The organism is Ruegeria sp. AK11 (assembly GCF_056541095.1).
On sequence record NZ_JBQFXU010000009.1, the window covers coordinates 22632 to 48102 of the forward strand.

Annotated in this window: 30 protein-coding genes; 15 read left to right on the forward strand and 15 right to left on the reverse strand. The window is 58.8% G+C overall.

What is annotated here, in order from left to right; all coding sequences use genetic code 11:
- Positions 1-422 precede the first annotated feature (422 nt).
- Entirely contained in the window at positions 423-686 is a 264-nt protein-coding gene (locus tag ACR0D9_RS16500; protein ID WP_267366625.1) for a DUF2312 domain-containing protein, read from the reverse strand.
- Between the two features lie 246 nt (positions 687-932).
- Between ACR0D9_RS16500 and ACR0D9_RS16505 the strand changes: the two genes are divergently transcribed.
- A complete protein-coding gene (locus tag ACR0D9_RS16505) occupies positions 933-1151 on the forward strand; it encodes a hypothetical protein (RefSeq protein WP_209505778.1) in 219 nt (72 codons plus the stop codon).
- Positions 1152-1160: 9 nt separating this feature from the next.
- Here the strand turns inward: ACR0D9_RS16505 and ACR0D9_RS16510 are convergent, their stop codons facing one another.
- Positions 1161-1376, reverse strand: coding sequence for a hypothetical protein (locus tag ACR0D9_RS16510; RefSeq protein WP_209505776.1), 216 nt, complete (start codon positions 1374-1376; stop codon positions 1161-1163).
- Between the two features lie 244 nt (positions 1377-1620).
- On the opposite strand from ACR0D9_RS16510, the gene ACR0D9_RS16515 reads away from it, so the two are divergent.
- From ACR0D9_RS16515 to ACR0D9_RS16530, 4 genes are read left to right on the forward strand one after another with little or no spacing between them, the layout of a single operon-like run.
- Positions 1621-2484: an MBL fold metallo-hydrolase gene (locus ACR0D9_RS16515; protein WP_480495066.1), complete on the forward strand. Its 864-nt coding sequence runs from the start codon at positions 1621-1623 to the stop codon at positions 2482-2484.
- A gap of 34 nt (positions 2485-2518) precedes the next feature.
- Positions 2519-2947 carry a YeeE/YedE family protein gene (locus ACR0D9_RS16520; RefSeq protein WP_480539501.1) on the forward strand — a complete coding sequence of 143 codons (429 nt, stop codon included), beginning with the start codon at positions 2519-2521 and terminating at the stop codon, positions 2945-2947.
- Entirely contained in the window at positions 2947-3381 is a 435-nt protein-coding gene (locus ACR0D9_RS16525; RefSeq protein ID WP_209505770.1) for a DUF6691 family protein, read from the forward strand. The genes ACR0D9_RS16520 and ACR0D9_RS16525 overlap by 1 nt, the downstream gene beginning before the upstream one ends.
- A 9-nt stretch (positions 3382-3390) precedes the next feature.
- Positions 3391-3822 (forward strand): protein tyrosine phosphatase family protein, encoded by a 432-nt coding sequence (locus tag ACR0D9_RS16530; protein ID WP_267366616.1) that lies wholly within the window; start codon positions 3391-3393, stop codon positions 3820-3822.
- A 12-nt stretch (positions 3823-3834) separates the two neighbouring features.
- On the opposite strand, the gene ACR0D9_RS16535 is transcribed toward ACR0D9_RS16530, so the two are convergent.
- From ACR0D9_RS16535 to ACR0D9_RS16555, 5 genes are all read right to left on the reverse strand, one after another.
- On the reverse strand, positions 3835-4923 hold the full coding sequence (locus ACR0D9_RS16535; protein WP_480539503.1) for a FliM/FliN family flagellar motor C-terminal domain-containing protein: 1089 nt from the start codon (positions 4921-4923) through the stop codon (positions 3835-3837).
- Between the two features lie 78 nt (positions 4924-5001).
- A complete protein-coding gene (locus ACR0D9_RS16540; protein ID WP_480539504.1) occupies positions 5002-7680 on the reverse strand; it encodes an ATP-binding protein in 2679 nt (892 codons plus the stop codon).
- Entirely contained in the window at positions 7680-7988 is a 309-nt protein-coding gene (locus tag ACR0D9_RS16545) for a hypothetical protein (RefSeq protein ID WP_480495074.1), read from the reverse strand. The genes ACR0D9_RS16540 and ACR0D9_RS16545 overlap by 1 nt, the downstream gene beginning before the upstream one ends.
- Complete coding sequence (locus ACR0D9_RS16550) at positions 7985-8365, reverse strand: response regulator transcription factor (RefSeq protein ID WP_480473617.1); 381 nt, start codon at positions 8363-8365, stop codon at positions 7985-7987. The genes ACR0D9_RS16545 and ACR0D9_RS16550 overlap by 4 nt, the downstream gene beginning before the upstream one ends.
- 77 nt (positions 8366-8442) lie before the next feature.
- Complete coding sequence (locus ACR0D9_RS16555) at positions 8443-9735, reverse strand: helix-turn-helix domain-containing protein (RefSeq protein ID WP_480539506.1); 1293 nt, start codon at positions 9733-9735, stop codon at positions 8443-8445.
- A 209-nt stretch (positions 9736-9944) separates the two neighbouring features.
- Between ACR0D9_RS16555 and ACR0D9_RS16560 the strand changes: the two genes are divergently transcribed.
- The 4 genes from ACR0D9_RS16560 (at position 9945) to aat (ending at position 13176) form a co-directional block, all read left to right on the forward strand.
- Positions 9945-10481, forward strand: coding sequence for a LuxR C-terminal-related transcriptional regulator (locus ACR0D9_RS16560; protein ID WP_209505755.1), 537 nt, complete (start codon positions 9945-9947; stop codon positions 10479-10481).
- A gap of 151 nt (positions 10482-10632) precedes the next feature.
- On the forward strand, positions 10633-11127 hold the full coding sequence (gene accB / locus ACR0D9_RS16565; RefSeq protein WP_480539508.1) for an acetyl-CoA carboxylase biotin carboxyl carrier protein: 495 nt from the start codon (positions 10633-10635) through the stop codon (positions 11125-11127).
- Between the two features lie 9 nt (positions 11128-11136).
- Positions 11137-12486 (forward strand): acetyl-CoA carboxylase biotin carboxylase subunit, encoded by a 1350-nt coding sequence (accC, locus tag ACR0D9_RS16570; protein ID WP_480539510.1) that lies wholly within the window; start codon positions 11137-11139, stop codon positions 12484-12486.
- A 48-nt stretch (positions 12487-12534) separates the two neighbouring features.
- Positions 12535-13176 (forward strand): leucyl/phenylalanyl-tRNA--protein transferase, encoded by a 642-nt coding sequence (aat, locus tag ACR0D9_RS16575; protein ID WP_480539512.1) that lies wholly within the window; start codon positions 12535-12537, stop codon positions 13174-13176.
- Here aat and ACR0D9_RS16580 read toward each other — a convergent pair.
- The 6 genes from ACR0D9_RS16580 to ACR0D9_RS16605 all read right to left on the reverse strand — a co-directional run bounded on the left by ACR0D9_RS16580 (position 13122) and on the right by ACR0D9_RS16605 (position 17006).
- Positions 13122-13490, reverse strand: a complete 369-nt coding sequence (locus ACR0D9_RS16580) for a DUF2155 domain-containing protein (protein ID WP_480484511.1) — start codon at positions 13488-13490, stop codon at positions 13122-13124. The genes aat and ACR0D9_RS16580 overlap by 55 nt on opposite strands.
- A complete protein-coding gene (mlaD, locus tag ACR0D9_RS16585) occupies positions 13487-13939 on the reverse strand; it encodes an outer membrane lipid asymmetry maintenance protein MlaD (protein WP_480507449.1) in 453 nt (150 codons plus the stop codon). The genes ACR0D9_RS16580 and mlaD overlap by 4 nt, the downstream gene beginning before the upstream one ends.
- 11 nt (positions 13940-13950) lie before the next feature.
- A complete protein-coding gene (locus ACR0D9_RS16590) occupies positions 13951-14334 on the reverse strand; it encodes an NADH:ubiquinone oxidoreductase subunit NDUFA12 (protein ID WP_480539514.1) in 384 nt (127 codons plus the stop codon).
- Positions 14335-14414: 80 nt separating this feature from the next.
- Positions 14415-14777 (reverse strand): RidA family protein, encoded by a 363-nt coding sequence (locus ACR0D9_RS16595; protein ID WP_480539515.1) that lies wholly within the window; start codon positions 14775-14777, stop codon positions 14415-14417.
- A 195-nt stretch (positions 14778-14972) separates the two neighbouring features.
- Positions 14973-16241 carry an ATP-dependent Clp protease ATP-binding subunit ClpX gene (gene clpX, locus ACR0D9_RS16600; RefSeq protein WP_209505741.1) on the reverse strand — a complete coding sequence of 423 codons (1269 nt, stop codon included), beginning with the start codon at positions 16239-16241 and terminating at the stop codon, positions 14973-14975.
- A gap of 132 nt (positions 16242-16373) precedes the next feature.
- Positions 16374-17006, reverse strand: coding sequence for an ATP-dependent Clp protease proteolytic subunit (locus ACR0D9_RS16605; RefSeq protein WP_480484514.1), 633 nt, complete (start codon positions 17004-17006; stop codon positions 16374-16376).
- Positions 17007-17365: 359 nt separating this feature from the next.
- On the opposite strand from ACR0D9_RS16605, the gene ACR0D9_RS16610 reads away from it, so the two are divergent.
- The 5 genes from ACR0D9_RS16610 (at position 17366) to ACR0D9_RS16630 (ending at position 21826) form a co-directional block, all read left to right on the forward strand.
- Positions 17366-17707 carry an ArsR/SmtB family transcription factor gene (locus ACR0D9_RS16610; protein WP_480473625.1) on the forward strand — a complete coding sequence of 114 codons (342 nt, stop codon included), beginning with the start codon at positions 17366-17368 and terminating at the stop codon, positions 17705-17707.
- Between the two features lie 60 nt (positions 17708-17767).
- The gene (locus tag ACR0D9_RS16615; protein WP_209505735.1) at positions 17768-17905 is read left to right on the forward strand and encodes an entericidin A/B family lipoprotein; all 138 of its coding nucleotides are present in this window, start codon (positions 17768-17770) and stop codon (positions 17903-17905) included.
- A gap of 831 nt (positions 17906-18736) precedes the next feature.
- Positions 18737-19153, forward strand: coding sequence for a type II toxin-antitoxin system Phd/YefM family antitoxin (locus tag ACR0D9_RS16620; protein ID WP_480539516.1), 417 nt, complete (start codon positions 18737-18739; stop codon positions 19151-19153).
- A gap of 437 nt (positions 19154-19590) precedes the next feature.
- Positions 19591-20355: an SAM-dependent methyltransferase gene (locus ACR0D9_RS16625; RefSeq protein WP_480539518.1), complete on the forward strand. Its 765-nt coding sequence runs from the start codon at positions 19591-19593 to the stop codon at positions 20353-20355.
- Between the two features lie 508 nt (positions 20356-20863).
- Positions 20864-21826, forward strand: a complete 963-nt coding sequence (locus ACR0D9_RS16630) for a restriction endonuclease (protein WP_480539520.1) — start codon at positions 20864-20866, stop codon at positions 21824-21826.
- A gap of 125 nt (positions 21827-21951) precedes the next feature.
- On the opposite strand, the gene lepA is transcribed toward ACR0D9_RS16630, so the two are convergent.
- Positions 21952-23751, reverse strand: coding sequence for a translation elongation factor 4 (gene lepA / locus ACR0D9_RS16635; RefSeq protein ID WP_480539522.1), 1800 nt, complete (start codon positions 23749-23751; stop codon positions 21952-21954).
- A 163-nt stretch (positions 23752-23914) separates the two neighbouring features.
- Positions 23915-24928, reverse strand: a complete 1014-nt coding sequence (locus ACR0D9_RS16640; protein ID WP_480484519.1) for a hypothetical protein — start codon at positions 24926-24928, stop codon at positions 23915-23917.
- 193 nt (positions 24929-25121) lie between these two features.
- On the opposite strand from ACR0D9_RS16640, the gene ACR0D9_RS16645 reads away from it, so the two are divergent.
- On the forward strand, positions 25122-25430 hold the full coding sequence (locus tag ACR0D9_RS16645) for a hypothetical protein (RefSeq protein ID WP_209598134.1): 309 nt from the start codon (positions 25122-25124) through the stop codon (positions 25428-25430).
- The last annotated feature ends 41 nt before the right edge of the window (positions 25431-25471 follow it).

The window sequence follows — 25471 nt, forward strand, 5'->3', positions numbered from 1 at the left end:
TTTAACCATAAAAGGTTAGCAATATGTGTGCAAAATCCGTGCAAGGTAAATCGAAATTCCCATTAAGACATTGTTTTTAAAACATAAAATTAGATCTGATCTTTCCCTTGGTAAGGGAGAGGTCGAGAGTTCAATTCTCTCCAGCAGCACCATCCTTCATATTCCTGCGAAAAAGCGCGCTTTTATCCGGAAGGGTTTGGGTGTTCCGGCGTCTTTGGCTATTGGCGTGTCAGAGACTTTTGTGGTGCGCGTATGGTTTATGGGCGGTTCGATACAGCCCGGAGGCGTCGAGCGCTGCGCGTGGTAGTACCATGCGCTTGGCAAGGGGAGCCGCTGCGCGCCCGTTGCATCCCCCCGGCCGGTGGCTCTTTCCGGGCTTTGAACCCATTCCAGAGCCATAGATCGTTTCGCGGCGGTCGGGCTTAGTTCATGCCCAGCGCTTCTTTGTACATTTCGATGACGGCCTCTTGCTCGGCGATGTCATCCTTGTCCCTTTTTCTGAGGGAAATGATGCTGCGAAGGGCCTTTACGTCATAGCCGCGCGACTTGCTTTCGGCGTAGACCTCTTTGATCTGGTCGGCGATGTCTTTCTTTTCCATCTCCAGGCGCTCGATACGTTCCACAAACTGGCGCAGCTCGCCCGCGGTGACCTTGTAATTTGCTTCTGCTTCTTCAGACATGCTCATCTTTTTTGTTCCCGGTTATGGACCTGCAACCAGAAGAGGTCAGCCTACGGCTGGCGGTGAACGGCGGTGGCCCGATCATCGGGGGCACCTTCGAAACACGCCTGTCCCAGAGGCTGAAACCCTGGTGTGGAATGCCGGATACAGTGCTGCCGCCCGGGTCGCAAGCACCCATTGGGCCGGCGCACTTGTATGACCCCAACCGATCCGTTAAGCGCGTGATCAGGTCACGAGGATATGCGGGGAACCATGTTTGAATTCATCACCTGGGGCGGTGCGGCCCTGTCTGTGGCCGGGCTTGCCGGTCTGGTCTGGTGCATTCTTCGCGTGATGCGGGCGCGCAAGGCCGGTCTGTCGGATGACGAGCTGCGCGCGGTGGTTCAGGGGGTTCTGCCCTGGAACCTAGCCTCGCTGTTTCTGTCGGTGCTTGGATTGATGCTGGTCATCCTCGGGATTTCCCTTGGATGACCATCCGGTTCACACCGGCAAGTTATCAAACTGCGCTTCAATCGCATCTTCGCACAAGGCCGCATCCAGACGACGCAGGCGCGAAGGCACCTCCATCCCCTGCTGCCGCATCCGGTCAACAATCTTACTCACACTCGGCTGAAGCGCCAAACGCGTTTCCAGACCCGCGTTCACAAGCTTACGTTCAAGCTGCTCGGCTTCGGAATAAAGACCAGTCGGTGTCATAACCATCCTCCCAAATGGCGCCAGTATCCCCAATATACGTAACGGGATTACGACCCGCAGATAATATCGTAGCCTTGTGCGGGAAATTGCCTGCCATGGTCGAAGTTTCGGCAATCTGACGCGGATAGGTTAAAGATTAAGCCAGGATTTCAGCGGTTGCTTTGACCGGCATCAAATGCAGGTTCGATATTGCATCACATTCCAATTCACATATATGATATGCGTGACCGAAACGGAGAAGATCATGACACCGAAAGTGAAAGCGTTTTTTGACGAGCAGACCTTTACGGTTTCCTACGTGGTTCATGAACCTCAGGGGCGGGCCTGTGCCATCATCGACAGCGTGCTGGATTTCGACCATGCCTCGGGGCGGACGTCGACAACCTCGGCGGACAGGATCATCGATTTTGTGCGCGCGCAGGACCTTAAGGTCGAGTGGATTCTGGAAAGCCATGTCCATGCCGATCACCTGTCCGCGGCCCCCTATCTGCAACAGGAGCTGGGCGGCAAGATCGGGATTGGCGATCAGATCGTCACCGTGCAGGACACGTTTGGCAAGGTTTTCAACGAAGGAACCGAATTTCAGCGCGATGGCAGCCAGTTTGACGCGCTGTTCAAGGAAGGCGACAGTTTTCACATCGGCCAGATGCGGGGCGACGTGCTGCACACTCCCGGCCATACACCGGCCTGCATGACCTATGTGATTGGCGATGCGGCATTTGTTGGTGACACGCTGTTCATGCCCGATTTCGGCACGGCGCGCTGCGATTTTCCCGGAGGATCGTCGGCCACGCTGTTCCAGTCGATCCAGAAGATTCTGTCGCTGCCGGACAATACCCGAATCTATGTCGGGCATGATTACAAGGCACCGGGCCGCGACGAATACGCGTGGGAAACGACGGTGGGTGAGCAGAAGGCGCTGAACGTCCATATCGGACAGGGGCGCAGCATCGAAGACTTCGTGGAAATGCGCGACGCGCGGGACGCCACGCTGGCCATGCCGCGCCTGATCCTGCCGTCTTTGCAGGTCAACATGCGGGCCGGTCAGATGCCCCCGGCGGATGAACAGGGCGATGTTTTCCTGAAACTGCCGGTCAACAAGCTGTGACGCGGTCACAACAAATCACAAAGGGAATTCCCACATGAATATTGAGTGGATCTGGGGGCTGTGCGGCGGTCTGGTGATCGGTCTGGCCGGGGCGGTCTACCTGCTGGGCAACGGCCGGATCATGGGCGCAAGCGGCATTCTGGGCGGCCTTGTCGATGGCAGCGCCAAGGGGAGCATGGCCGAAAAGCTGGCCTTTATTGCGGGGCTTGTCGGAATGCCCATTCTTCTGCACCCGTTGATCCTGCCCGAGGCCCAGACGCATCTTACCAGCAATCTGGGCGTTGTCATTCTGGCCGGTCTGCTGGTCGGTATCGGTACACGGATTGCCAATGGCTGCACCTCGGGGCACGGGGTGTGCGGGATCTCTCGGTTCTCGCTGCGCGGCATCGTGGCCACCGTTTTCTATATCCTTGCCGGGGGCGTCACCCTTGTGCTGCTGCGTCATGTGATGGGAGTGATCTGATGCGTCTTATCATTGCGTTGATTGCCGGGTCACTGTTCGGCGCCGGGTTGCTGATTTCGGGCATGACAGACACCACAAAAGTTCAGGGCTGGCTGGATGTGTTTGGCAACTGGGACCCGACGCTGGCCTTTGTGATGGGCGGTGCCATTCTGCCGATGCTTGTGGCATGGCGGATGACAACAGGTCGCCAAAACGCCTTGACCGGCGGAGCCTTTCCACCCCCTGCCAAGCCCGAGGTTGATCGCAGGCTGATCGTGGGTTCGGTTCTGTTCGGGATGGGCTGGGGATTGGCCGGACTGTGCCCCGGACCGGCGATGGCCTCGCTGAGCTATGGCGGGCTGGGCGGGCTGGTCTTTCTGGTTGCAATGGCGGCCGGGATGTTCGTGGCACCACCGCTGGGCGCGCAACTGGACAGGGCGGCAAACGCGGCCTAAGGAATTGGCATGGAGATTCGACAGATTACCCCCCGCTATGCTGTCTCGCCGCAGATCACGGTCGAGGATGTTCCGGCCATTGCCGAGGCTGGCTTTGCCAAGGTGATCTGCAACCGGCCCAATGCCGAAGTTCCCCCGGCCATGCAATCCGACGCGATCGGCGAAGCGGTGCGGGCTGCCGGTATGGAATACGAGGTGCTGGAGCTGACCCACCAGACGATGACGCCTGAGAACGTGAAGCGGCAGCGCGACATGGCGGAAAACGGCAGTGGTCCTGTACTGGCCTATTGCGCCTCGGGCACGCGGTGTTCGGTGGTTTGGGCGCTGGGCCAGTGCGACCACATGAGCACAGACGACATCCTGAGTGCGACCGGCAAAGCCGGGTATCAGCTGGACAATCTGCGCCCCATGCTGGACCAGATCCGCGGCACTGGCGGCTGAGTGCCCCTCAACCTAGCTGGTGGACTCCGGGGGTGCCAACCCCGCCAGCTGCGTGATTTCAGCGACCATCCGTTCGGAATCGTTCACGATCAGATCGCTATCTGTCAGATCTGACACCCCGGCCAGGACGGTCTGGGCGTGCGCATCATGCACAGCCGGTTCAATCGGGTGATCCTGCGGTGGTGTTCCACTTTTGCTGGCGATGAAGTCCTGCGCGTCAGAACCAGTCAGGGCTGGCAATGCAGCGGTTTCATTCAGCCGCACAGCCCGGAGACCACCGCATTGGCCAAGGCGACCGATACCGGCGCGTGTCCGGTCAATCGTCAGAACCTCGGTCCGGTCCAGACGCGCCCCGCGCAACGGCAGAATGTCCCCGATCCGCAGTCCCGAGAGGTCGGACAGCGGCAACGACATGCGGCACAGCGCGGCGGTCAGTTCCGCCCGCATTACGCCCGAACACTGATCCATGCGCAGATCAGCCTTGTCCCCGTTATCTTCTGCTTCATCCGAGGCGGCGGGATGTTCAGGCAGAAACACAGATATGCGGCCCTGCTGCTCTCCGTTTGCGAGATCGACGGTCAGTTCGAAAATGCGATACACCTCTTCCGTCATCGCCAGCGACAGGGTGCGCAAATCCTTGGCGCGCGAGGTAAATTCCAGCCCTGCAAGGCAAATCTGATCGCTTGAGGCGTCGAACAAAGCGGCGGAACCGGTCAACGCGGCTTCGATCAAGGGGGCCACGATGGCGGCGTCGGTATCAGTAAACGTGCGTGCGCCGGGATCACCGGACAGGACCTGACCAATGGTCTGGGCCTGAACAATGGCCGAGACCGCATTCGGGTTGAGACAGGTCGCGGCGCGGCCTTCGGGGCCGTCAAACACCAGCAGCAGCCAATCCTGCCCCGCGGCGTCCCCCGGCACCTCCTGCGACTGGTTGGATTGCTTTGCCCCGATAATTGCCAGAGGTAGGTTCAGCCGGTCGCCCGCCGCCCTTGCGAACCCAAGGCGCAGCGCCCGCAGAACCGAGCGCGGGCGATCCCCCAGATCCTTTTGCCCGACGGACAGTTTGCGCGCCAACGCGGCATTGACATCTTGTGACATGACGCCCGATCACCAATTGTTCCAGAACCTGGCAACCGGTTTACACCCGCGGGCGTTACCAAGTTCTTTATGGCCGCGTCACTGCGCCGCCTGCTGGTAGGCCTGTGGCAGGCTGATCCGGAAGGCCGCGCCGCCCTGCCCCGGCAGATAGGTGATCTCACCCCCCAGCCGCTGCATGATTTCGCGGCAGATGGCCAGACCAAGCCCCGCTCCGCCAGCCTTGTCGCCGCCCACGCGGGCAAATTTCTCAAACACCATCGAACGCGCGCCCGGTGGGATGCCGCTGCCATTGTCGATGAAGTCGACGATGACCCGCCCGCCAACATCATGGGCAGAAATGACCAGCACCGGATCGTCCGCGTCGCAGTATTTCTGCGCATTCGAGATCAGGTTGATGAACACCTGTCCCAACCGATCCAGATCCGTATGCAGAAAGATGCGCTCGGCCGCGCGGGTCCGGCGGACAGTGATCTTTCGGTCCGCCCCGGCCAGAGCGCTGGGCACGGCGCGGTCCAGGACCGAGCGCAGGCTGTCATCGCTGAGATTGAGGCTGACCTGCCCGTTTTCAAGCACGCTCAGATCCAGCAGATCATCGAGCAGCCGGGTCAGGCGCAAGGCTTCGTCATGAATGATCGCGGCATAGCGGGTCTGCTCCTGGCGGCTGAGGCCATCGGTGTCGCGCATGATTTCCGAAAACGCCCGGATCGAGGTCATCGGCGTGCGCAATTCATGACTGACCTGACTCAGGAAGCTGTCCTTCTGTTCGGAAATCTGGGTGAGCTTCGCGTTGGCTTCGCGCAGCTGGCGTGCGGTTCGGCTGAGTTCGGAGGACTTTTCCTCGAGCTGGCCGGAATATTCCAGCAGCTGCGCGGATTCGTCTGCCACGGCCAGCAGATCCTCGACCGAGACCGACGATCCGCCCACGATCTGGCCGATCATCGCATGGGCCATGGCCGCGCCGACCGAGCCGCTGAGCTCGCGTTCCAGACGGTTGAGAAAGCCCGGCGTCGGTTCCGGCAGGTGCGAACGGCCACCCTGTTTTTGCGCCTCGGCCTGAAAGAATTCCTGCGTGGGGCCGGTGCCCAGAATGCGCTGCGTCATGATCATCAGGTCTTCGCTTTGCGCCACCGACCCGGACCACCCGCGCGGCGCGACCGAGTGATCAAAGACGTTGACGAACTGCGCCCCCTGCAACCGCTCCAACGGGCTGGGAAAGCTGAGCAGGGACGCGACGCAGAAAGCAAGCGTGTTCAGGGACAAGGACCACATCACCGTATGCACCATCGGATCGATCCCCTCGATCCCGAACAGGGCATGAGGGCGCAGCCAGCCAAGGCCGAACAAGCCGTTTTGCAGCACGGTTTCGGGCATCCACGCGCCGCCCATTCCCGGCAGCAGCAGGGTGTATATCCACAGCACAAAGCCCACGGTCAACCCGACCAGCGCCCCGGTCCGGGTCGCCCTGCGCCAGAACAGCCCCCCAACCAGCGCTGGCAGAATCTGCGAGATACCGGCAAAGGCGATCAACCCGATCGAGGCCAGCGCCGCACCGCCCCCGGACAGCCGGTAGTAGAAAAAGCCCAACGCGATGATGGCGGCAATGGAAACACGGCGTGCCATCAGGACAATGTTGCGCACATCGCCCGATACCGAGCCGGTGCCTTCCTGCGTGTTCAGCCAGATGGGCATGACCACATGGTTCGACACCATTGTCGACAGGGCCATCGCACTGACGATGACCATCGAGGTTGCCGAGGAAAACCCGCCGATGAAGGACAGCATTGCCAGCCAGTCATTGCCTTGGGACAGCGGCACGGTCAGCACGAACAGGTCGGGGTTGGCGCCCTGGGGCAGCAGGTCCAGTCCGACCACGGCGATGGGCACGACAAACAGGCTCATGAACAGCAGGTAGAGCGGGAAAGCCCAGGCAGCGGTTCTGAGATGGCCTTCGTCATCGTTTTCCACCACCATCACCTGAAACATCCGGGGCAGGCAGATGAAGGCGGCGGCCGACAGAAAGATGAACGTCGTCCAGCGCCCGGCATCGACGTTCCACTGGCCGATTTCCGAGGCATCGATCCGGTCCATCATCGGGCCGATGCCGCCCGCGATCCCCCACACCACGAAAACGCCCACGGCGATCAGAGCAAACAGTTTGACAACGGCCTCGACCGCGATGGCCGTGACCACACCGTGATGACGTTCGTTCACGTCCAGATTGCGGGTGCCGAACAGGATGGCAAAAACGGCCAGTCCAGCCGCGACCCAGAACACGCTGGACCCTTCGCGGTAGAGGCCTGACGGGTCAGCCTCGGCAAAGATCGAGAATGACAGCGTAATCGACTGCAATTGCAGCGCGATATAGGGCGTGCCGCCCAGCACCGCCAGAATGGTCACGCAGACCGCCAGCGTGTTCGACTTGCCATACCGGGACGACAGCAGGTCGGCGATCGAGGTGACCCGCTGGCTGCGCCCGACGCGCACCAGCTTGCGCAGCCCCCACCACCAGCCGACCATCACCAGCGTCGGACCGAGGTAGATGGTGACAAATTCCAGCCCCGACCGAGCGGCGTTGCCCACCGCGCCATAAAATGTCCAGGCAGTGCAATAGATCGACAGGGACAACGTGTAGATCACAGGTGAACGCAGCCATTTGCCGCGCCCGGCCGCAGCCATGCGATCCGCGGCAAAGGCCACCGCAAACAGGAACACGACATAGGCAAGGCAAACCAGAATCAGAACGTTTATGGTGGCCATCACTCAGCGCCCGTGTCCGATCCCTCGCGCGCGGCCATGCGGCGGGCGGCCAGCCCAAAGACAAACCCGGCCAGGATCAGCGCGCCCCAGCAGAGGAATATGTAATACATCGCCGAAGACAAGGGCACCGCCGCATCCCCGCCAGACGGGTCCGGCCACAGCAAAGGAAGCGCCAGCAGCGCCGCGCCCAGAAAGGGCAAAATCCGGGCGGCATCCGTCAACCTGTGACGGCGATAGCTTTGACGTTCCAGAAAAAGCGAGGGGCGTGCGCCCGGTGGTTTGGTCTTGTTGCCCTCGCCGGACATCATATGCGCGTCGCCTGCGCGTGAAGATCACGCACCGCTGTCAGAACTTCGGCATTGGAAAACGGTTTGGTCATGAAGCGGCTGACGCCTGCGTTTTCGGCCATTTCCCGGTCGCGCGACTGACCCCGTGCGGTCAGCATCAGAACCGGCAAGCCTGCCAGTTCCTCCATTTTTCTGAGTTCCCGCAGGATATCCATGCCGTTCTTGCCCGGCAGCATGACATCCAGAATGACCAGATCGGGCTGCGCCCCCTGGATCACCTGAACCGCATCCGTTCCGTCGCCATGCGTTTCGACCTGCCATCCCTCGCGCGACAGCAGGAACCGGATAGCCTCGGCGATGTTCGGTTCGTCCTCAATCAGCAGAACCTTTCGGCTCATATGTTCAGTTCCTCCCATAACCGGTCTTCCATCCCGAGACCGGTTCCCGCCAGATTAAGCGGTCTGTCATGAACGTGTCAAAAACCTTCGCTCAAAATCGACGGCTCGCGCCGGGCTTTGCAATCGCGGTTTGGGCAGACACGGCAATTTGGCCCGACCTGAGTGACCGGCACCTCGTCTGACGGGTCCCTGACCGGGCGCACCACCATGACCGAGCGATAGGCCGGGTCCTGATCGTATCCCGACACCGCATGCGGCCAGGCATAAGCGACGCATTCGAACACGGCCGAGGACCTGCCGGTCAGGACGACCTGCTTGCGCACCGGCACCAGCGGACGGCTGAGGGCCGTAAACAGCGGCCAAAGCGGGCAGACATCGCCGTGTCGGGGCAAGGTAAACCCCTGAATCGGCTTGAGAAACAGGATACTTCCGGACGCGTCGCACAGCACCATGCCGACCGGTTGCGACAGGATACCATCCGGCAGAAAGGCCAGGCGCCTGAGGACGGTGGCAAAATCAACCGAGAACCGCTGCGCCAGTTCGATGGGGTTCGGATCACCCTGCTGAACAACCGCTTTGACGGCCTCCAGCGGCAGCGCCTGCGCGTCTGCGCGATAGATCCTGAGAACTTCGCGCGCGACGGTGCGCGCCGCCGAGGTATTGAGCCCGCTCAGGTCAACCGCGTCCACATCACCCCCGTCTTCCAGTTCGGAAATCGTGTAGGCGCGGGCTTCAAAGAAGGCTTCGACCTCTTCCAGGGGAACGGCACGCGGATCAACCGCCGAGTCGCTTTCGTCGAGGAAGGTCACCAGCGCCTTGGAACTGCCTGCCAGCCGTTCGGCATCCTGATGCAGGTTCTTGTGGAAACGCTCGCGCCATTCGGCCTCGATATCTTGGGTATCCGCTAGGATCGCGGCGGTCGAGCGTATGGCGGCGGCGGTTGACAGAACCTCGTGCATCGACGCGGCCAATTGCGGGTCGTGCGTAAGGCGGTCGGACAGGGTTTCGACGTTCCGCTCCAAAGACACGACACGGCGATGCATTTGCGCCAGAACACCGGCCCAGCCGGGAAAGCGCCCGGCGAACTCCTCGAGCCCGTCAATCTCGGCCTTCTGCCCGACCGCATCCTCGGCCGCCTCGCGCAGGGCGGAAACCAGAGTTGCCTCGATCCCCTGTGTCAGGACCGAAGGTTCAACGCCCAGCGCCGCCGCGATATCGACCAGCAACTTGCCCCCGATCCTGCGGCGATTGTGTTCGATCAGGTTCAGATAAGACGCCGATACTCCGGCCTGCCGCGCCAGTTCCGCCTGCCGCAGCCCGGCAATCTGCCGTCTTTCGCGAATGCGACTTCCTGTCAACGTGTCGCGCATGTTTACTTTCCCTGAATTCAGACCCGTCGAATTTCACGCTCGTTTTCAGATTATAGCATCTGTTTCCGCAGGTTAATCATTTCTTTTCAGATGACATTTACAACTTTGACAACTTGGCGCAGACCACAGCATCGGTTTCGGGCGTCAATCTGGCGCAAGACATCGCATCCCCCCTTCATTTTCGCGCGCTTTCCCGGCACCATACACGCATGAGCGACCCCGCCTTTGAATATGCGCCGATCGGGCTTGTTGAGCTGGAAAACCGGATCATCCGGCGCTGCAACCTGCAATTTGCCCGCACCTTTGGCGGAGAAGAAAACGACTATCGCAACATGCCGCTGTTGCACCTTTACCCTTCGGTCGCGGATTGGGAGAGGATCGGTGAACGCAGCCTGCAGGTGATGCGCGGCACCGGGTATTACACGGATGAGCGCGTCATGCGCCGCCGCAGCGGGGATCTGTTCTGGTGCCGCGCCCGGGGCCGGTCGCTGACGCCCGACGACCCGTTCCGCCACGGTATCTGGAGCTTTTCCGACATATCCGAGGAACGACCGCTGGTTGAACTGACCATCCGTGAACGCGAAGTGGCCATCCTGTCCTGCCGCGGCCTGTCGGCCAAGGAAATCGGAGCAGAGCTGGGCCTGAGTTACCGCACAATTGAGGCTTACCGCGCCCGTTTGCTTGAAAAATTCGGCGCACGAAAGCTGTCTGAACTGGTCGCCAAATTATCGGGGATGCCCCTGTGACCTGTCCGACCCCTTAAATTACGCGTGAAACGCATGCCAGATGGTGCGAGTCGGCGCTTTTCATGCACCGCCGCTTAGCCTATAACCCTGCGTAATTTGATCAGAGCCCGCAAGAAACAGACGGGCCAAAGGGGAACCGTCGAGGATACTCATGACAGACACCAAACACGAAGCGGATGTGGCATTCATCAAGGCTCTGGCCGAGTTGCTGCGCGAAAACGATCTGACCGAGTTGCAGGTCAAACGCGAATATGGCGAAGAAGACAGCCTGAACGTGCGCGTCAGCCGTATGACACAGACCGTGGCCGCTCCGGTTCAGATGGCTGTTCCTGCGGCAGCGCCCGCCCCTGCTGCGGCACCGGCTTCGGCCCCCGCGGCGGCCCCTGCTGCTGCCGAAGATCCGGCCAGCCATCCGGGCGCTGTCACCTCGCCCATGGTGGGCACGGTCTATATGCAGCCGGAACCCGGCGCGCCCGCGTTCATTTCCGTCGGCGCGACGGTGTCTGAAGGCGACACGCTGCTGATCGTCGAAGCGATGAAGACCATGAACCACATCCACGCCCCCAAATCGGGCACCGTCAAGCGCGTGCTGGTGGGCGATGGCGACGCTGTTGAGTTCGGCACCCCTCTGGTCATCATCGAGTAAGGCGGGCCCATGTTCGACAAGATCCTGATTGCCAACCGAGGCGAGATCGCCCTGCGCGTCATCCGCGCCGCGCGCGAGATGGGGATAAAAACGGTTGCCGTCCACTCCACCGCCGACAGCGACGCGATGCATGTGCGCATGGCGGACGAATCGGTCTGCATCGGCCCCCCGCCCAGCCCGCAAAGCTATCTGTCGGTGCCCGCGATCATTTCGGCCTGTGAGATCACCGGCGCGCAGGCGATCCATCCCGGCTATGGCTTTTTGTCCGAAAACGCCGAGTTCGTGCAGATCGTCGAAGATCATGGCATCACGTTCATCGGCCCCACCGCGGAACATATCCGCGTCATGGGCGACAAGATCACCGCCAAGGACACGATGAAGGCGCTGGGTGTGCCTTGCGTTCCCGGTTCGGACGGTGGCGTTCCCACGCTGGCCGACGCCAAGCGCATCGGTGAGGAATTCGGCTATCCCGTCATCATCAAGGCCACGGCTGGCGGCGGTGGGCGCGGCATGAAAGTCGCGATGAACGCGAACGAGATGGAAAGCGCCTTCATGACCGCACGCGCCGAAGGCAAGGCCGCCTTTGGCAATGACGAGGTCTATATCGAGAAATATCTGACCACGCCGCGCCATATCGAGATTCAGGTCTTTGGCGACGGCAAGGGCAATGCGGTGCATCTGGGCGAGCGCGATTGTTCGTTGCAGCGCCGTCACCAGAAGGTCTTTGAAGAGGCCCCCGGCCCCTGCATTACCGCCGAAGAGCGCGCCCGGATCGGCAAGATCTGCGCCGACGCGGTGGCCAAGATCAACTATATCGGCGCAGGCACCATCGAGTTCCTGTATGAAAAGGGCGAGTTCTATTTCATCGAAATGAACACCCGCCTGCAGGTGGAACACCCTGTCACCGAAGGAATTTTCGGCGTCGATCTGGTGCGCGAGCAAATCCTTGTCGCAGCGGGTGAACCGATGTCATTCGGTCAGGACGATCTTGAGATCAACGGCCATGCCATCGAGGTCCGGATCAACGCGGAGAAGCTGCCGAACTTTTCGCCCTGCCCCGGCAAGATCACGGCCTATCACGCGCCGGGCGGCCTGGGCGTGCGGATGGACTCGGCGCTTTATGACGGCTATTCGATCCCGCCCTATTACGACTCGCTGATTGGCAAGCTGATCGTGCAGGGCCGCGACCGGGCCGAGGCGCTGGCGCGTCTGCAACGCGCGCTGGGAGAGTTGATCGTCGACGGTATCGACACCACCGTACCCCTTTTCCACGCCCTGTTGCAGGAGCCCGATCTGCACAGCGGCGAGTACAACATCCACTGGCTGGAGCGCTGGCTTGCGGAGAACATGGAAAAATAAGGGCCATGTGCCAGAGGGCCCGCGCCCTCTGGTCGCCCTATCACCGGCATGAGCCTGACCCCCGAACTGCTGCTGCACGGATATTCCATCGGTATCTTCCCGATGGCCGAACACCGCGACGATCCTGAACTGTTCTGGGTTGATCCCAAGTTTCGCGGGATATTTCCGCTGGACGGGTTCCACATCTCGCGCAGCCTTGCGCGCCGCATCCGGAACTGCGGGTTCGAGATTTCAATCAATCGGGATTTCTCCGGCGTTGTTGATGGGTGCGCTGACCGGTCCGACACCTGGATCAACGCGGAACTGCACGTCCTTTATCGCCAGTTGCACCAATCCGGTCATGCGCATTCACTGGAAGTCTGGGACGGAGCGGCGCTGGTGGGCGGCGTATATGGTGTGACGCTGGGGGCCGCGTTCTTTGGCGAAAGCATGTTTTCGCGCCGCACGGATGCCTCGAAAATCGCGCTCGCCTATCTTGTGGACCGGTTGCGGCAAACCGGCTTTCACCTGTTTGACACGCAGTTCCTGACCGCGCATCTGGCATCCCTTGGGGCGATCGAAATCCCGCGTGGCGCTTACAAGAAAGAACTGGAAGAAGCCCTGAACCAGAGCGCCGACTTTGCTGCGCCGATCACTCAGTCCGCAGAAGGCGTGATACAACGGATGACCCAAACGTCATACCGCGCGTGATCCAGCGCATTCAGCGCCGGAGAGGTCGCGATCATCCAGCCATCAAATAGCTGATCCGCTTTGCCCGTTTCCCAAATGGTCAGATAGGCGAAGGCATCGCCTGTCGGGTTATCCACCGGATACCGGCAATCCCCCAGCGCCACATCCAGCCCGAACACAGGTTCGGTCTGACCTGTCTGCAATTCGATATCAACCGTCTGGCCACTAACTTTGTCGAGCCCCCGCAGCATGGCGCCGGGGCCAGAGTTGACTTTCTGCTGCGCGGCGGCGCCGGTTCCAGTCAGCAACAGGGCAATCAGGGCGGCGCGCATCATTCGCCGCCATCTCCGGCCACGAACTTGACCAGCAGCGAGATCAGGCTGACCGCACCCTGGGTATCCTGAATCTCGTCTCCGGGTTCAAAAAAGAAGGGCGAACCGCCGGGCATAACTTCGACAAAGTTTCCACCCAGCAACCCTTCGGACGAGATCACGATGGCGCTGTCATCGGGCACAAGAACGCCTTCGGCAACAGAGAAAGTCGTGTCAGCACGATAAGTATCCGGGTTCAGCTTGACCCCGGTAACGGTGCCGATTTTCACACCGGCAAGACGGACATCCGTGCCGACGCCAACCCCTTCCAGCGACCGGAACGAGGCGCCCAGCTCATAGCCCGCAGCACCTTGCGACAGGCCGGTTGATTGGCTGGCATAAACACCAAAAGCAAGGGCACCGGCTAATACGACGCCTCCAACAACAACTTCGGTCCAGTTATGGGTCGACATCTTCGCCTCGTTTATTCCGGGCTCCAGGCCTCGTAATCCTTGCGCTCAACCGGCTGGGCCCGCCGCAGCGACCCGGCAGGCGCATAGGCCAGCGCCGTACCTGTCAGGTTCTCCTGATGCGGTTTTTCCCAGGCTTTGTGCGGCAGCGGTTTGTCGGTCGGGGGTTCGTCCCAGGTGCGGTGCAACCAGCCGTGCCATTCCGGGTCAACCCGGCTGGCTTCGGCCTCGCCATTGAAAATCACCCAGCGCTTGCTGTCGTCGGCGGTGCGATAAAACACATTGCCTTCATTGTCTTCGCCCACTTTCACACCCTTGCGCGCCGTATAGAGCTGCGTGTTCAGTGTTGACCCGTTCCACCAGGTCACGGCTCGTAAAAGACTGTTCAGGATTCCCATCGGCTGCCTCCGGCATTTCGGTCGAGAGAAGGTATGGACCAAAGGCTCGCCAAGGTCCAGTGCCCCTTGGGCTTCCAGCGTCACTGCGGCAGGAAGGCGGTCACTTCGATCTCGATCCGGTACTTCGGATCAATCAAACCGCATTCGATCATCGTCGCAGCCGGTGGGTTGGCGCCAAACGTCTCGGCCAGAACCGGCCAGCACGGCGCGAACTCATTGCGGTCCGGCAACATGTAGGTGACCCGAACCACATCTTCAAAACCCGCGCCCGCCTCAGCCAGGGCATTGCCGATGACATCCAGCGCAGACCGGCATTGCGCCACCACGTCCTCGCCCTGCCCGACGGTCCCGGCGACATGAACCCAGCCGCCCGCAACTACTGCGCGGCAATAGCCGACTTTTGCCTCAAACTCACCGCCCGAAGAAATGCGCTTCACCGTCATAATCCGTCACCTTTGTCGTTCGAAAACTTGCTTAAGCTCCCACCGCCTGACCGCACCGACCCTCATGTGCGAGTAACGGATCCCCAGCTTCATCTGGCTATAAATATCCCGGGGGAGATGCCCGAAGGGCAGCGGGGGCAGAGCCCCCTGAACCGGTTCAACTGAAGTTCCACCGTCGCGGTAAAAAGCCCGGCCTCAACCCGCCGAGGCCGATTCCTTGGCCGCATCGGCATAGATGAACAGCGGCTGCGCGTCGGACATTACCGCCTCTTCGTTCACCACAACCTCGCTGACGTTTTTCATGCCCGGCAGTTCGAACATGGTATCCAGCAGGATATCCTCGAGAATAGACCGCAAACCACGTGCACCGGTTTTGCGCTCGATGGCTTTCTTGGCAATTGCCTTCAGCGCGTCATCGGTGAAGCCCAGCTCAACATCTTCCAGCTCGAACAGGCGCTGGTATTGCTTGACCAGGGCGTTCTTTGGCTTGGTCAGGATGGTGACCAGTGCTTCCTCGTCCAGATCCTCCAGCGTTGCCAGAACCGGCAGACGACCGACGAATTCGGGGATCAGGCCAAATTTCAGCAGATCTTCAGGTTCCAGATCTTTGAATATCTCGCCCACGCCGCGCTCGTCATTGTCGCGCACATCGGCGCCAAAACCCATGGCCGAGCCCTTGCCGCGTTGCGCAATGATCCTGTCCAGACCCGCAAAAGCGCCGCCACAGATGAACAGGATGTTCGTGGTGTCCACCTGCAGGAATTCCTGCTGCGGGTGTTTGCGGCCGCCCTGCGGCGGAACGCTGGCCACGGTGCCTTCCATCAGTTTCAGCAGCGCTTGCTGTACACCTTCACCGGACACGTCGCGCGTGATCGACGGATTCTCGGATTTGCGGGTGATCTTGTCGACTTCGTCGATATAGACGATGCCGCGCTGCGCGCGTTCGACATTGTATTCGCTGGCCTGCAACAGCTTGAGAATGATGTTTTCAACATCCTCGCCCACGTAACCGGCTTCGGTCAGCGTGGTGGCATCGGCCATGGTAAAGGGAACATCCAGTATCCGGGCCAGCGTTTGCGCAAGCAATGTCTTGCCACAGCCGGTGGGGCCGATCAGCAGAATATTGGATTTCGCCAGTTCGATATCATTGCCCGCTTTCTGGGCGTGGTTCAGACGTTTGTAGTGGTTGTGGACCGCGACCGACAGGACGCGTTTTGCGGTGGCTTGACCGATCACATAATCGTCCAGCACCTCACAGATATCCTTGGGCGTCGGAACGCCGTCCGAAGATTTCAGCCCGCTGGCCTTTGTCTCTTCGCGGATGATGTCCATGCAAAGTTCGACACATTCATCACAGATGAAAACGGTCGGGCCTGCGATCAGCTTGCGCACCTCATGCTGGCTTTTGCCGCAGAAGCTGCAGTAGAGCGTGTTTTTCCCGTCACCGCCTGAATTCGTCGCCATGATCTACCTTTCGGGCCTCATCCCAGCACCCCCGGCGGGAATGCGTTTTCGCCTGTTCGTGCAGCTTAGGCCAGCGCTTTGGCCGCTACAATCTCAAAATGGTTCCTGCACTGGTGGTGCAGGCTCCGAAACTCAGACCTCATCCGCGTCCATTTTTGCGCGGTTTTCCACGATCTCGTCGATGTGACCCCATTCCTTGGCCTCTTCCGGGCTCATGAAATTGTCACGGTCCAGCGCTTTTTCAACCGCCTTTTTTGTCTGCCCGGTATGACGCACATAGATATCATAAAGGCGATCCTTGAGCTTTTGCGTCTCGGCTGCGTGGATCATGATATCGCTGGCCTGACCCTGATATCCGCCGCTGGGCTGGTGCACCATGATCCGGCTGTTGGGCAGCGAAAAGCGCATCCCTTTCTCGCCGCCGGCCAGCAGAACCGATCCCATCGAGGCCGCCTGACCGATCACCAACGTGGAACATTTCGGCTTGATATACTGCATTGTATCGTAAATCGACAAACCGCTGGTCACCACGCCACCGGGCGAGTTGATGTAGATCGAGATTTCCTTGTTGGGGTTTTCCGCCTCAAGGTGCAGCAGCTGCGCCACAATCAGATGGCTCATGCCATCGTGAATCGGGCCGTTGATGAAGATGATCCGCTCTTTCAGCAGGCGGGAGAAAATATCATACGCGCGCTCGCCCCGGCTGGTCTGTTCAACGACCATGGGAACAAGCGTATTCATGTAGGTATCTACGGGATCGAACATTCGTAACCTGCCTGTTTTGCTGTGGATCGGGACATTATCCCAACAAGTGTTACCTGAGTCTTAGTGTTGGCTCCGGGGGGCTGCAAGGGGGTGTCGGTGAGAACGCGGAATGAATGTGGATCGCCGTCAATAAGATTGTCACACCTGCCGCTGTCCCGCAGCAGTACCCTATCCATGATTGCGCCCCGCTAAAGGGGCTGCGGGGAAAACGGCTGCGGGTTCCCCTTTTTTCATCACGGTTTTTTGATTCATACATATAGCAATAATTGATCGAAACATGTACTGAAGTGGCTCGCAGGCGACGAGCTTTACGTAACGGAAACTACGCCCGGTCAACGGGTTCACAAGGAACACATTCGATGGCACTTCCACAGCTGTCTCAGGACATGTCGCAACACGACCTGGATCGTATGGTCGATAATGCGACACGCGCGTCCAACTTCCTCAAGGCAATCAGTCACGAAGGCCGGCTGATGATCCTGTGCCACCTGGTATCAGGTGAGAAGTCGGTTACCGAGCTGGAGGAGCTGTTGTCCGCCAGACAAGCCGCTGTTTCACAACAGCTTTCCCGCCTGCGGCTGGAGGGGCTTGTGATACCGCGCAGAGAGGGCAAAACCATCTTCTACCGGTTGGCCGATGACCGCCCGCGCCGGATGCTTGAGGTGGTGTACGAGCTGTTCTGCGGTGAGGACAAAGGCTAGCTCTGGCTTGGTGTCGAGAAAGGTGCTACCGAATCCGTATCGAGCACTGAGGAGACACACATGATCCGCGTAATTCTGATTGGCCTGAGCCTGTTTGCACTGACCGCCTGCGAAACCGCCAAAGGCGCGGGCAAAGATATCGAAAAGGCCGGGGATGCAATCCAGAACGCAGCTTCGGACGTGCAGGAAAGCCTGTAAAACGCGCTTATCTTGCGGGCAACCCGAACATAAACGCAATATATGGTTGAAGAGTGCGCCCATACGCAGTAGTCTAGCCCTACAGGTGCATAGACGCGGCATTGCATATCTGACACTAAATCGGGGCTCTTTCGCGCACGCAGAAGAGCCCCGTTCCCATTCGGCAGGGGTGAGTGGTAGCCTGTATGAAACCGAATTTCGGCAAAGGAAAAGGCGTCAGGTGCGCAGACGCGGTCTTTGCATGTACCCTTTCGGATACGCCCTGACGCCTTACCGGGTCGACGTACCCCGAGGAGCACTCCGATCCAGTCGCCCCAGCCCCCTGAGAGACTGTAGCCGCCGCTTTGTCCCCTAAGGTTCATCGCGACATGCATTGGCCGTCTGAGAAGATGGCCACCCGACCTGGGTCTGAGACCCATATCTGGTTGATCACCCACCGGTAAGCCTTTGCAGTCAAACGCAAATCCTAAGATCCGCCTTCCTCTGCCCAGACCCCCTTGGCCTTTGCGTCCCGCCCCGGTTCCGAAGACCCTGTGCGGTGAGATGACTGTTGCACCACGCCCTGCATCCGACAAGAAAATAGCACTGCAGCATGAAAATTAGACGGGGATAAGATGTTGATATCCGGCGGGAGAGTTTTGTGGATAACCCGAGAATCCCCGATCCCGCGAAGGGTTGAGGGCGGAAAAAACCGGACATGACCCCGGCGCCCGAAATTCCTGCGATGCTGCGGGTGCAAAACGCTCCGCGCGGGCCGTTAGGCCAAAATTGTGCGATTTGTACAACGCTCGGACCTCCAATCTTACGAATCGTACAGACGGAGATTCGCCGATGCGCTGCACCATTTCCTATGCCCGCGCCCATCTGGGGCCGCTGATCACCCGCGCCCAGGACCCGCGTGAAGTGATCATCCTGACCCGGCACGGCAAGCCGCTGGCCGCGCTGGTCTCGATGACCGAGGCCAACCGGATCTGGCAGTTGCAGGATGATGAGGAGATCGGATGGAAACACCCGCTGTCGGGGCTGCGCGGGATGTGGTCGAAGGGGCGCAACATCCCCGGCATGGAACCGGGACCGGACGGCCGCTATGTCACCGCGCGCGAGGCCGCGCTGAAGGTCCGCGAGATCCAGATGACCCGCGCCGAGGAACGCCGCATTCTTGCGCGGGGCGGTCTGGACCCTGTCGCAGGCGGTGAACTGGCCGCCCGGCCTGTCTCCGCACGATGGAGACGCTGGTTCCGTTTCTGAGAAGCGTTCCGGCCCGGCGGTGGTACCAACACCCCCTCCGCCGCAATCCGTGAGCAACGGCGGCTTATACCCCTTAACAACCCGACCGGGCCGGAAACGCTTCGGTTCACCTGACGGGCCGGAACGGGGTCGAAAACAGTCCCGGTGCGCAGGCTACGGAAATCTCTGATCTGATGATCGGCACCCTCCTTTGGGTGCGGGCCGTGCTGGCCTGTGACTGAGATTGGAAGGGCACGCGGCGGTTGCAACCTGCCTGAAGGAAACTTCATCAAGGGTTCATGCGCGGGAAAGGTGGACAAGGAGAAAACCCCATCCTGCCCGGTATTGCGCATTGCGTTTTTCCTTCCAACACCGCCCGTCACAACTTAAACAGGGATTTCAGGCAACTGCCCCTCATCCGGGGCGTCCGACCCAACATGAAAAGCCCCAGACAGAACATGCGATTTCCAAAACGACAACATCGAGAGTTCAAGAGCGTTGTGCGCAGGTTCCGCAACGAGTTTTCACTGTTCGTGCTGGAACAAAGCCGCGGACAGGTGCTGTGCGGACCGATGAAGGGATTTCGCTTTGTCGAAAACGCATTCTGGGGCGGGCATTCGGATACGGCCACGAAAATCTTTGGCCTGTATGAGCAGCAGAACCTGAAGGTGCTGAGCAGCTCGGACAAGCCGGTGCTGGTGGATATCGGGGCGGCGGACGGCTTTTGGGGCGTCGGGCTGGTGGCCGCCGGGCAGTTCGAAAAAAGCGTGTGCTTTGAGGTTTCGGCAAAAGGCCGGGATGTCATCCGGGAAACGGCGGAACATAACGGCGTGGGCGACCGTGTGACGGTGTTTGGGGATGCGCTGACGGACACGGTTGAAAACATCGCAAGCGTGGCCCCTGACCCGGCGGACATCTTCTTTCTGATCGATATCGAGGGCGTTGAATTCAGCCTGTTGACCGAAGATTTTCTGACGCATTTCCGCAGATCGGAATTCCTGATCGAACTGCACCCCCAAATGGTGGAGGATGGCGATGCGAAACTGAAAGCGATCGAAGCGTTCTGCGCCGGGTATTTTGATATCGCCTATGTGGACGGAAGCGTGCGCGACACGTCCGAGATGGATGAGATTATCCGGTTGGGGGATGATTTCAAATGGCCGATCCTGTCCGAAGGGCGCGGTTTTCCGATGCAATGGTTGCATTTGGTGCCGCGCGGGTGAGGTGCGGGTCAGACGGTTGACCCGCAGACCCGAGGGCCCCAAATGGCCAAAGCCCCAAGGACGCAAGCGCAGATACAACCGCCAAACCAACCCCACCCCGTAGGGCGGGCTTCAGCCCGCCACCGGACACAGCTGATCCATGTGCGTTGGTTTGGGGTCGGGGAAATGGGGGAGTGGAGGATTGGCGGGCTGAAGCCCGCCCTACGGGTGTTCAATGGAACCGAAGAGGGGCGCAAACACGCCGCCCGTTTTGCCGGAGGCAAACCTTCGGTTTGTTTCGCCAAAGGCGAACCTTCGGTTCGACGGGCGGGTCATGCCGGAGGCATGCTTTCAGCATGACGCGGCCCGGCGGTGCCGCCGGGCGGGTTGGTTGAAAGCGGAAACATGCGGGTTGATGGCTTTATTGACCTAAACTAAGTTAAAAAAGATTACCGTTTTTCCGTTCAACACACCCCAGAATCGCAAAACTACAATTAAAAAATTTCCGGAGTTCAAAAGAGATTAAAAGATGAACGAAAACGATGGGAAAAAATTTGAGAACGAGGTCGAAGATGTTTTTAAAACCATTTCCGCTCTAGAAGGGGTGTCTGTTATTGAAAAAGATGCTCGACTTGAATCCCCGGAAGGTCCAAGACAAATAGACCTTCTGATCAAGACACATGTGGCAGGGCATGAACTCCTCACTATAGTTGAGTGCAAGGACAAGCTTCGAAGAGTAGATTTGCCAACTGTAGACGCATTTCACTCACTTTTAGACGACGTCCGAGCAAACAAAGGCATTTTAGTTTCCCGATCCGGCTTTAGCAAAAACGCTATCCAAAAAGCTCGCCGATTGGGAATCGACCTTTGTACGATCGACAAGTTATCTAACAATCTCAGCAACCCACTTGCCAGCCTGCCAATTATTGTGAAATTCTTCGCAATCGAAAACCTCAGTTTAAATTATACTTTCCAAGAGAACCAATCGCACAAAAGGATAAGAGCTTCGTTAGATCGTTATCTATGCGGAATGAGCGTGAAAGACTTACTCTCGCTCCTACCCTTCAATGAGATTTTCTATAATAGCAAAGTAACTAAGGAGATCACAAAAGAAGAAGTGGGGCAGCCACTCTGGATTGACGGTGCCGATGGGGATATTATTCCGATTTCAAAATGCGACTTGTCAATGAATGTATCGCCGGAAGTATTTTTCGGATTCGCCTCGGACCTCCCATCAACATTCATAAAAGAGACGTTAGGAGAGAATATTACGGACCTCATCTTTGAAAACGATGAGCTACATGCTTCTCAGAATTACTTCATAAAGTATGAAAAAATTGACGCGCTACCTCAGAATATCAAAGATTTTCACATTCAAGTCTTAAGCATTCCCAGAAGCTATAAAAGCGCAAGCTTTTCTATTTCGGCATTCGATCCAAATATTGGTCAGGTTGTCAATTTTGGAAAAGGTACTTTGACATCTAATACGTAAGATTCGTGAAAGTTGCCGAATTAGTTTATGGACAGCCTCAGCTGTCCATCTGCACTAAAACTGCACCGGGTGCCGCACGCGTTTGGCTTTGCCAAACGCTTTCGCGCACGCGCACTTAAGATGGATTAGGAATCCATCTTAAGTGCGGAAATAAACGCCTCCTGCGGGATATCCACCTTCCCGAACTGGCGCATCTTCTTTTTCCCCGCCTTCTGCTTGTCCAGCAGTTTGCGTTTCCGGGTGGCATCGCCGCCATAACATTTCGCGGTCACGTCCTTGCGCAGGGCGGACAGGGTCTCGCGGGCGATGACCTTGCCTCCGATGGCGGCCTGGATCGGGATTTTGAACATGTGGCGCGGGATCAGGTCCTTTAGCTTTTCGCACATCGCGCGGCCCCGCATCTCGGCCCGGTCGCGGTGAACCATGGTCGACAGCGCATCAACCGGTTCGTCATTCACAAGGATCGACATCTTGACCAGCGCGTCCTGACGGTAGCCGGTCATCTGGTAGTCGAAGCTGGCATAGCCCTTGGTCACCGATTTCAGGCGGTCGTAGAAGTCAAAGACAACCTCGTTCAGGGGCAGGTCATAGACGACCATGGCGCGCTGGCCCGCATAGGTCAGGTCCATCTGGATGCCGCGGCGGTCCTGGCAGAGTTTGAGCACGTCGCCGAGATATTCGTCGGGCACCAGAATGGTCGCCTTGATGCGCGGTTCCTCAAGATGGTCGACCTTGGACAGGTCGGGCATGTCGGCGGGGTTGTGCAGCTCGATCATCACGCCGTCTTTCATGTAGACGTGATAGATCACGCTGGGCGCGGTGGTGATGAGGTCGATATCATATTCACGCTCGATCCGGTCGCGGATGACCTCGAGGTGCAGCAGGCCAAGGAAACCGCAGCGGAAACCAAAGCCAAGCGCGGCCGAGGTTTCCATCTCATACGAGAATGAGGCGTCGTTCAGCGCCAGCTTTTCGATCGCGTCGCGCAGGTCTTCGAATTCGGCTGAATCCACCGGGAAGAGGCCGCAGAACACCACCGGCTGCGCGGGTTTGAAGCCCGGCAGGGCGACTTCGGCGCCACCCCGGTCATTGGTGATGGTGTCGCCGACACGGGTGTCGCGGACCTGCTTGATCGAGGCGGTGAGAAACCCGATCTCACCCGGGCCGAGACTGTCGATCATCTGCATTTCCGGGCGGAAGACACCGACGCGGTCGACATGGTGCAGAGTGCCGTTCGACATGAACTTGACCCGCATCCCCTTTTTCAGCGTGCCGTCCATGATGCGGACCAGAACGATGACGCCCAGATAGGCGTCGTACCACGAATCCACCAGCATCGCCTTGAGCGGCGCGTCCAGAGTGCCCTGCGGCGCGGGCAATTTGTGCACGATCGCTTCCAGCGTCTCGTGGATGCCCTGCCCGGTCTTGGCACTGACCCGGATGGCGTCGCTTGCGTCGATGCCGATCACGTCCTCGATCTGTTCGGCCACGCGGTCACAATCGGAGGCGGGCAGGTCGATCTTGTTGAGGACCGGCACGATCTCATGATCGGCGTCGATGGCCTGATACACGTTCGCCAGCGTCTGCGCCTCGACCCCCTGGGTGCTGTCCACGACCAGCAGCGAGCCTTCGACGGCGCGCATCGACCGGCTGACCTCATAGGCGAAATCCACGTGGCCGGGGGTGTCGATCAGGTTCAGCACATATGTCTCGCCATTTTCGGCGGTATAGTCGATGCGAACCGTGTTGGCCTTGATGGTAATGCCACGCTCGCGCTCGATATCCATGCTGTCGAGCAGCTGTTCCTTCATGTCACGATCCTGCACTGTCCCGGTCTCCTGGATGAGCCGGTCAGCAAGGGTGGATTTGCCATGGTCGATATGCGCGACGATGGAGAAATTGCGGATATGAGCGAGGTCTGTCATGGAGTGGGGATATGCGTCGGAAATGGGCTGTGGTCAATGGTTCAAGATGATCTGCCGCGACCAATACAACTTCATTGCCAATCGCATACAAATCGCTTCAAGGAATGTACTTAGCACCAAACTTGATGCAGGAGATAAACTTGCATTGCGGCGAAACACCGTTTCAAGGCCAATGCGCTCGCTGAAGGGCCTGCATGTTGGATGTAAAGCACTGATTGTACGTATACTCTGAAGCAAACTCCACATCCCGGATGTCAAGAATTGAACGCGCAACGTCGCCTTCAATGCGATCACTCGACCAATAGTCTTCATTGGCGATCAAGCTCTGTAGCGGGCTTCTTGGAGAATAAGGTGAGGCGAGCAACGCAGCAGCAGTTACCGTACAATCGGCGACCTCATCCGCACAGTAAATGCTACAAAAGTTACGAATGGGGGTCCAGGCCACTATCTCTGAGCTAAGTTTCGTTGCTTTTTCCCTGATGCCGGCGTCACTAATCAATTCTCTTGGAGTAAATAGGCCCCAAGCTAGTTCGGAAGATAAGAAGCGATCATCTCCAGTATTCAGCCAAGCGAGCGATGCCGAACCTCCCAGATTGGAACCCTCCGAATTATGTTTCTGCAGGTACAATGCCCAGAACAAAAAGACACTGGCGTCTTGGGGTAGTTTGTGGTCGAGGCCTTGCAAAACCTCAACCAAATCAGCCCCTTCACCATCGTAGAGCATAGATTGCGCTGCAAGCATCGCGGTAATTGGTTCACCAAGTTCGACCAACACTGCAATCGCAGGAGCTTTATTCTCGAATTTGGCAACTTGTAGCAGGGCAAGGGCCAGAGGCTCGGAGTTTTGCACTTCCGTTAGCCATGATTTGCCCGACAGACCACCAGGTTTTCGCAGTAGAGCTATGCGATCCTTGCGATCCATTTCGGACGTCACATGCGCATGAAAACTACTTCGACTTGCGATGTTCGCCAGCAATATTTGAGCTGCAGCGTTTCCATTTTGGGCCTGAGCAGAAAGGCTTTGCAATGCAGCCAGATCTTCGCCACCCAACCAAGCTAGAACCGCTTCTCTGAATTCCGGCGCGTCTTGACCTTGCAAAGAGGGCACTTCCGACAAAGCCACCATTGGATAAAACCAAACTGCGGCTGACAGAATCAGCTTTTTTATCGAAATCACTGCCCTACCCCTTGTATTCGCCGCTCAAATTCGCTTCCGGCATTTCCCGATGCGCGGCTTTTGTCCTCGTCAAATCAACACCGTTTGATTTGCCTGTCAAAACAATTGATCCGCGGGCCCGTTTGATTCATACTCCGCCGCAGACCGAGAGGGGCGCAAGACCCGTCCGGGCAGGCAAAAACGAGGCTCGAGTATGAAACAGTTCCTCATTATCGCATTTTGTGCGGCATCGCTGACGGCGGTGGCTCAGGTCGCGGATGCGGCGCAGATCAGGCAGGCGTGCATGGCGTCGGACCGCTCGGCGGCGACGCGGGACCGGTGCAGCTGCATTCAGCGCGTGGCGGATCAGGCGTTGACGCGCAGCGATCAGAAAACCGTGGCGAAATGGTTCAAGGACCCCCATCAGGCGCAGGTGTTGAAGATGTCGAAAACCGCGCGCGATGATGCGCTGTGGGATCGGTACCAGAACTTTGGCCAGATGGCGCAGGCGATCTGCAGCTAACCCGTTCAGAATGCTTGACCTGATCCACGCTGCGTCCCAGA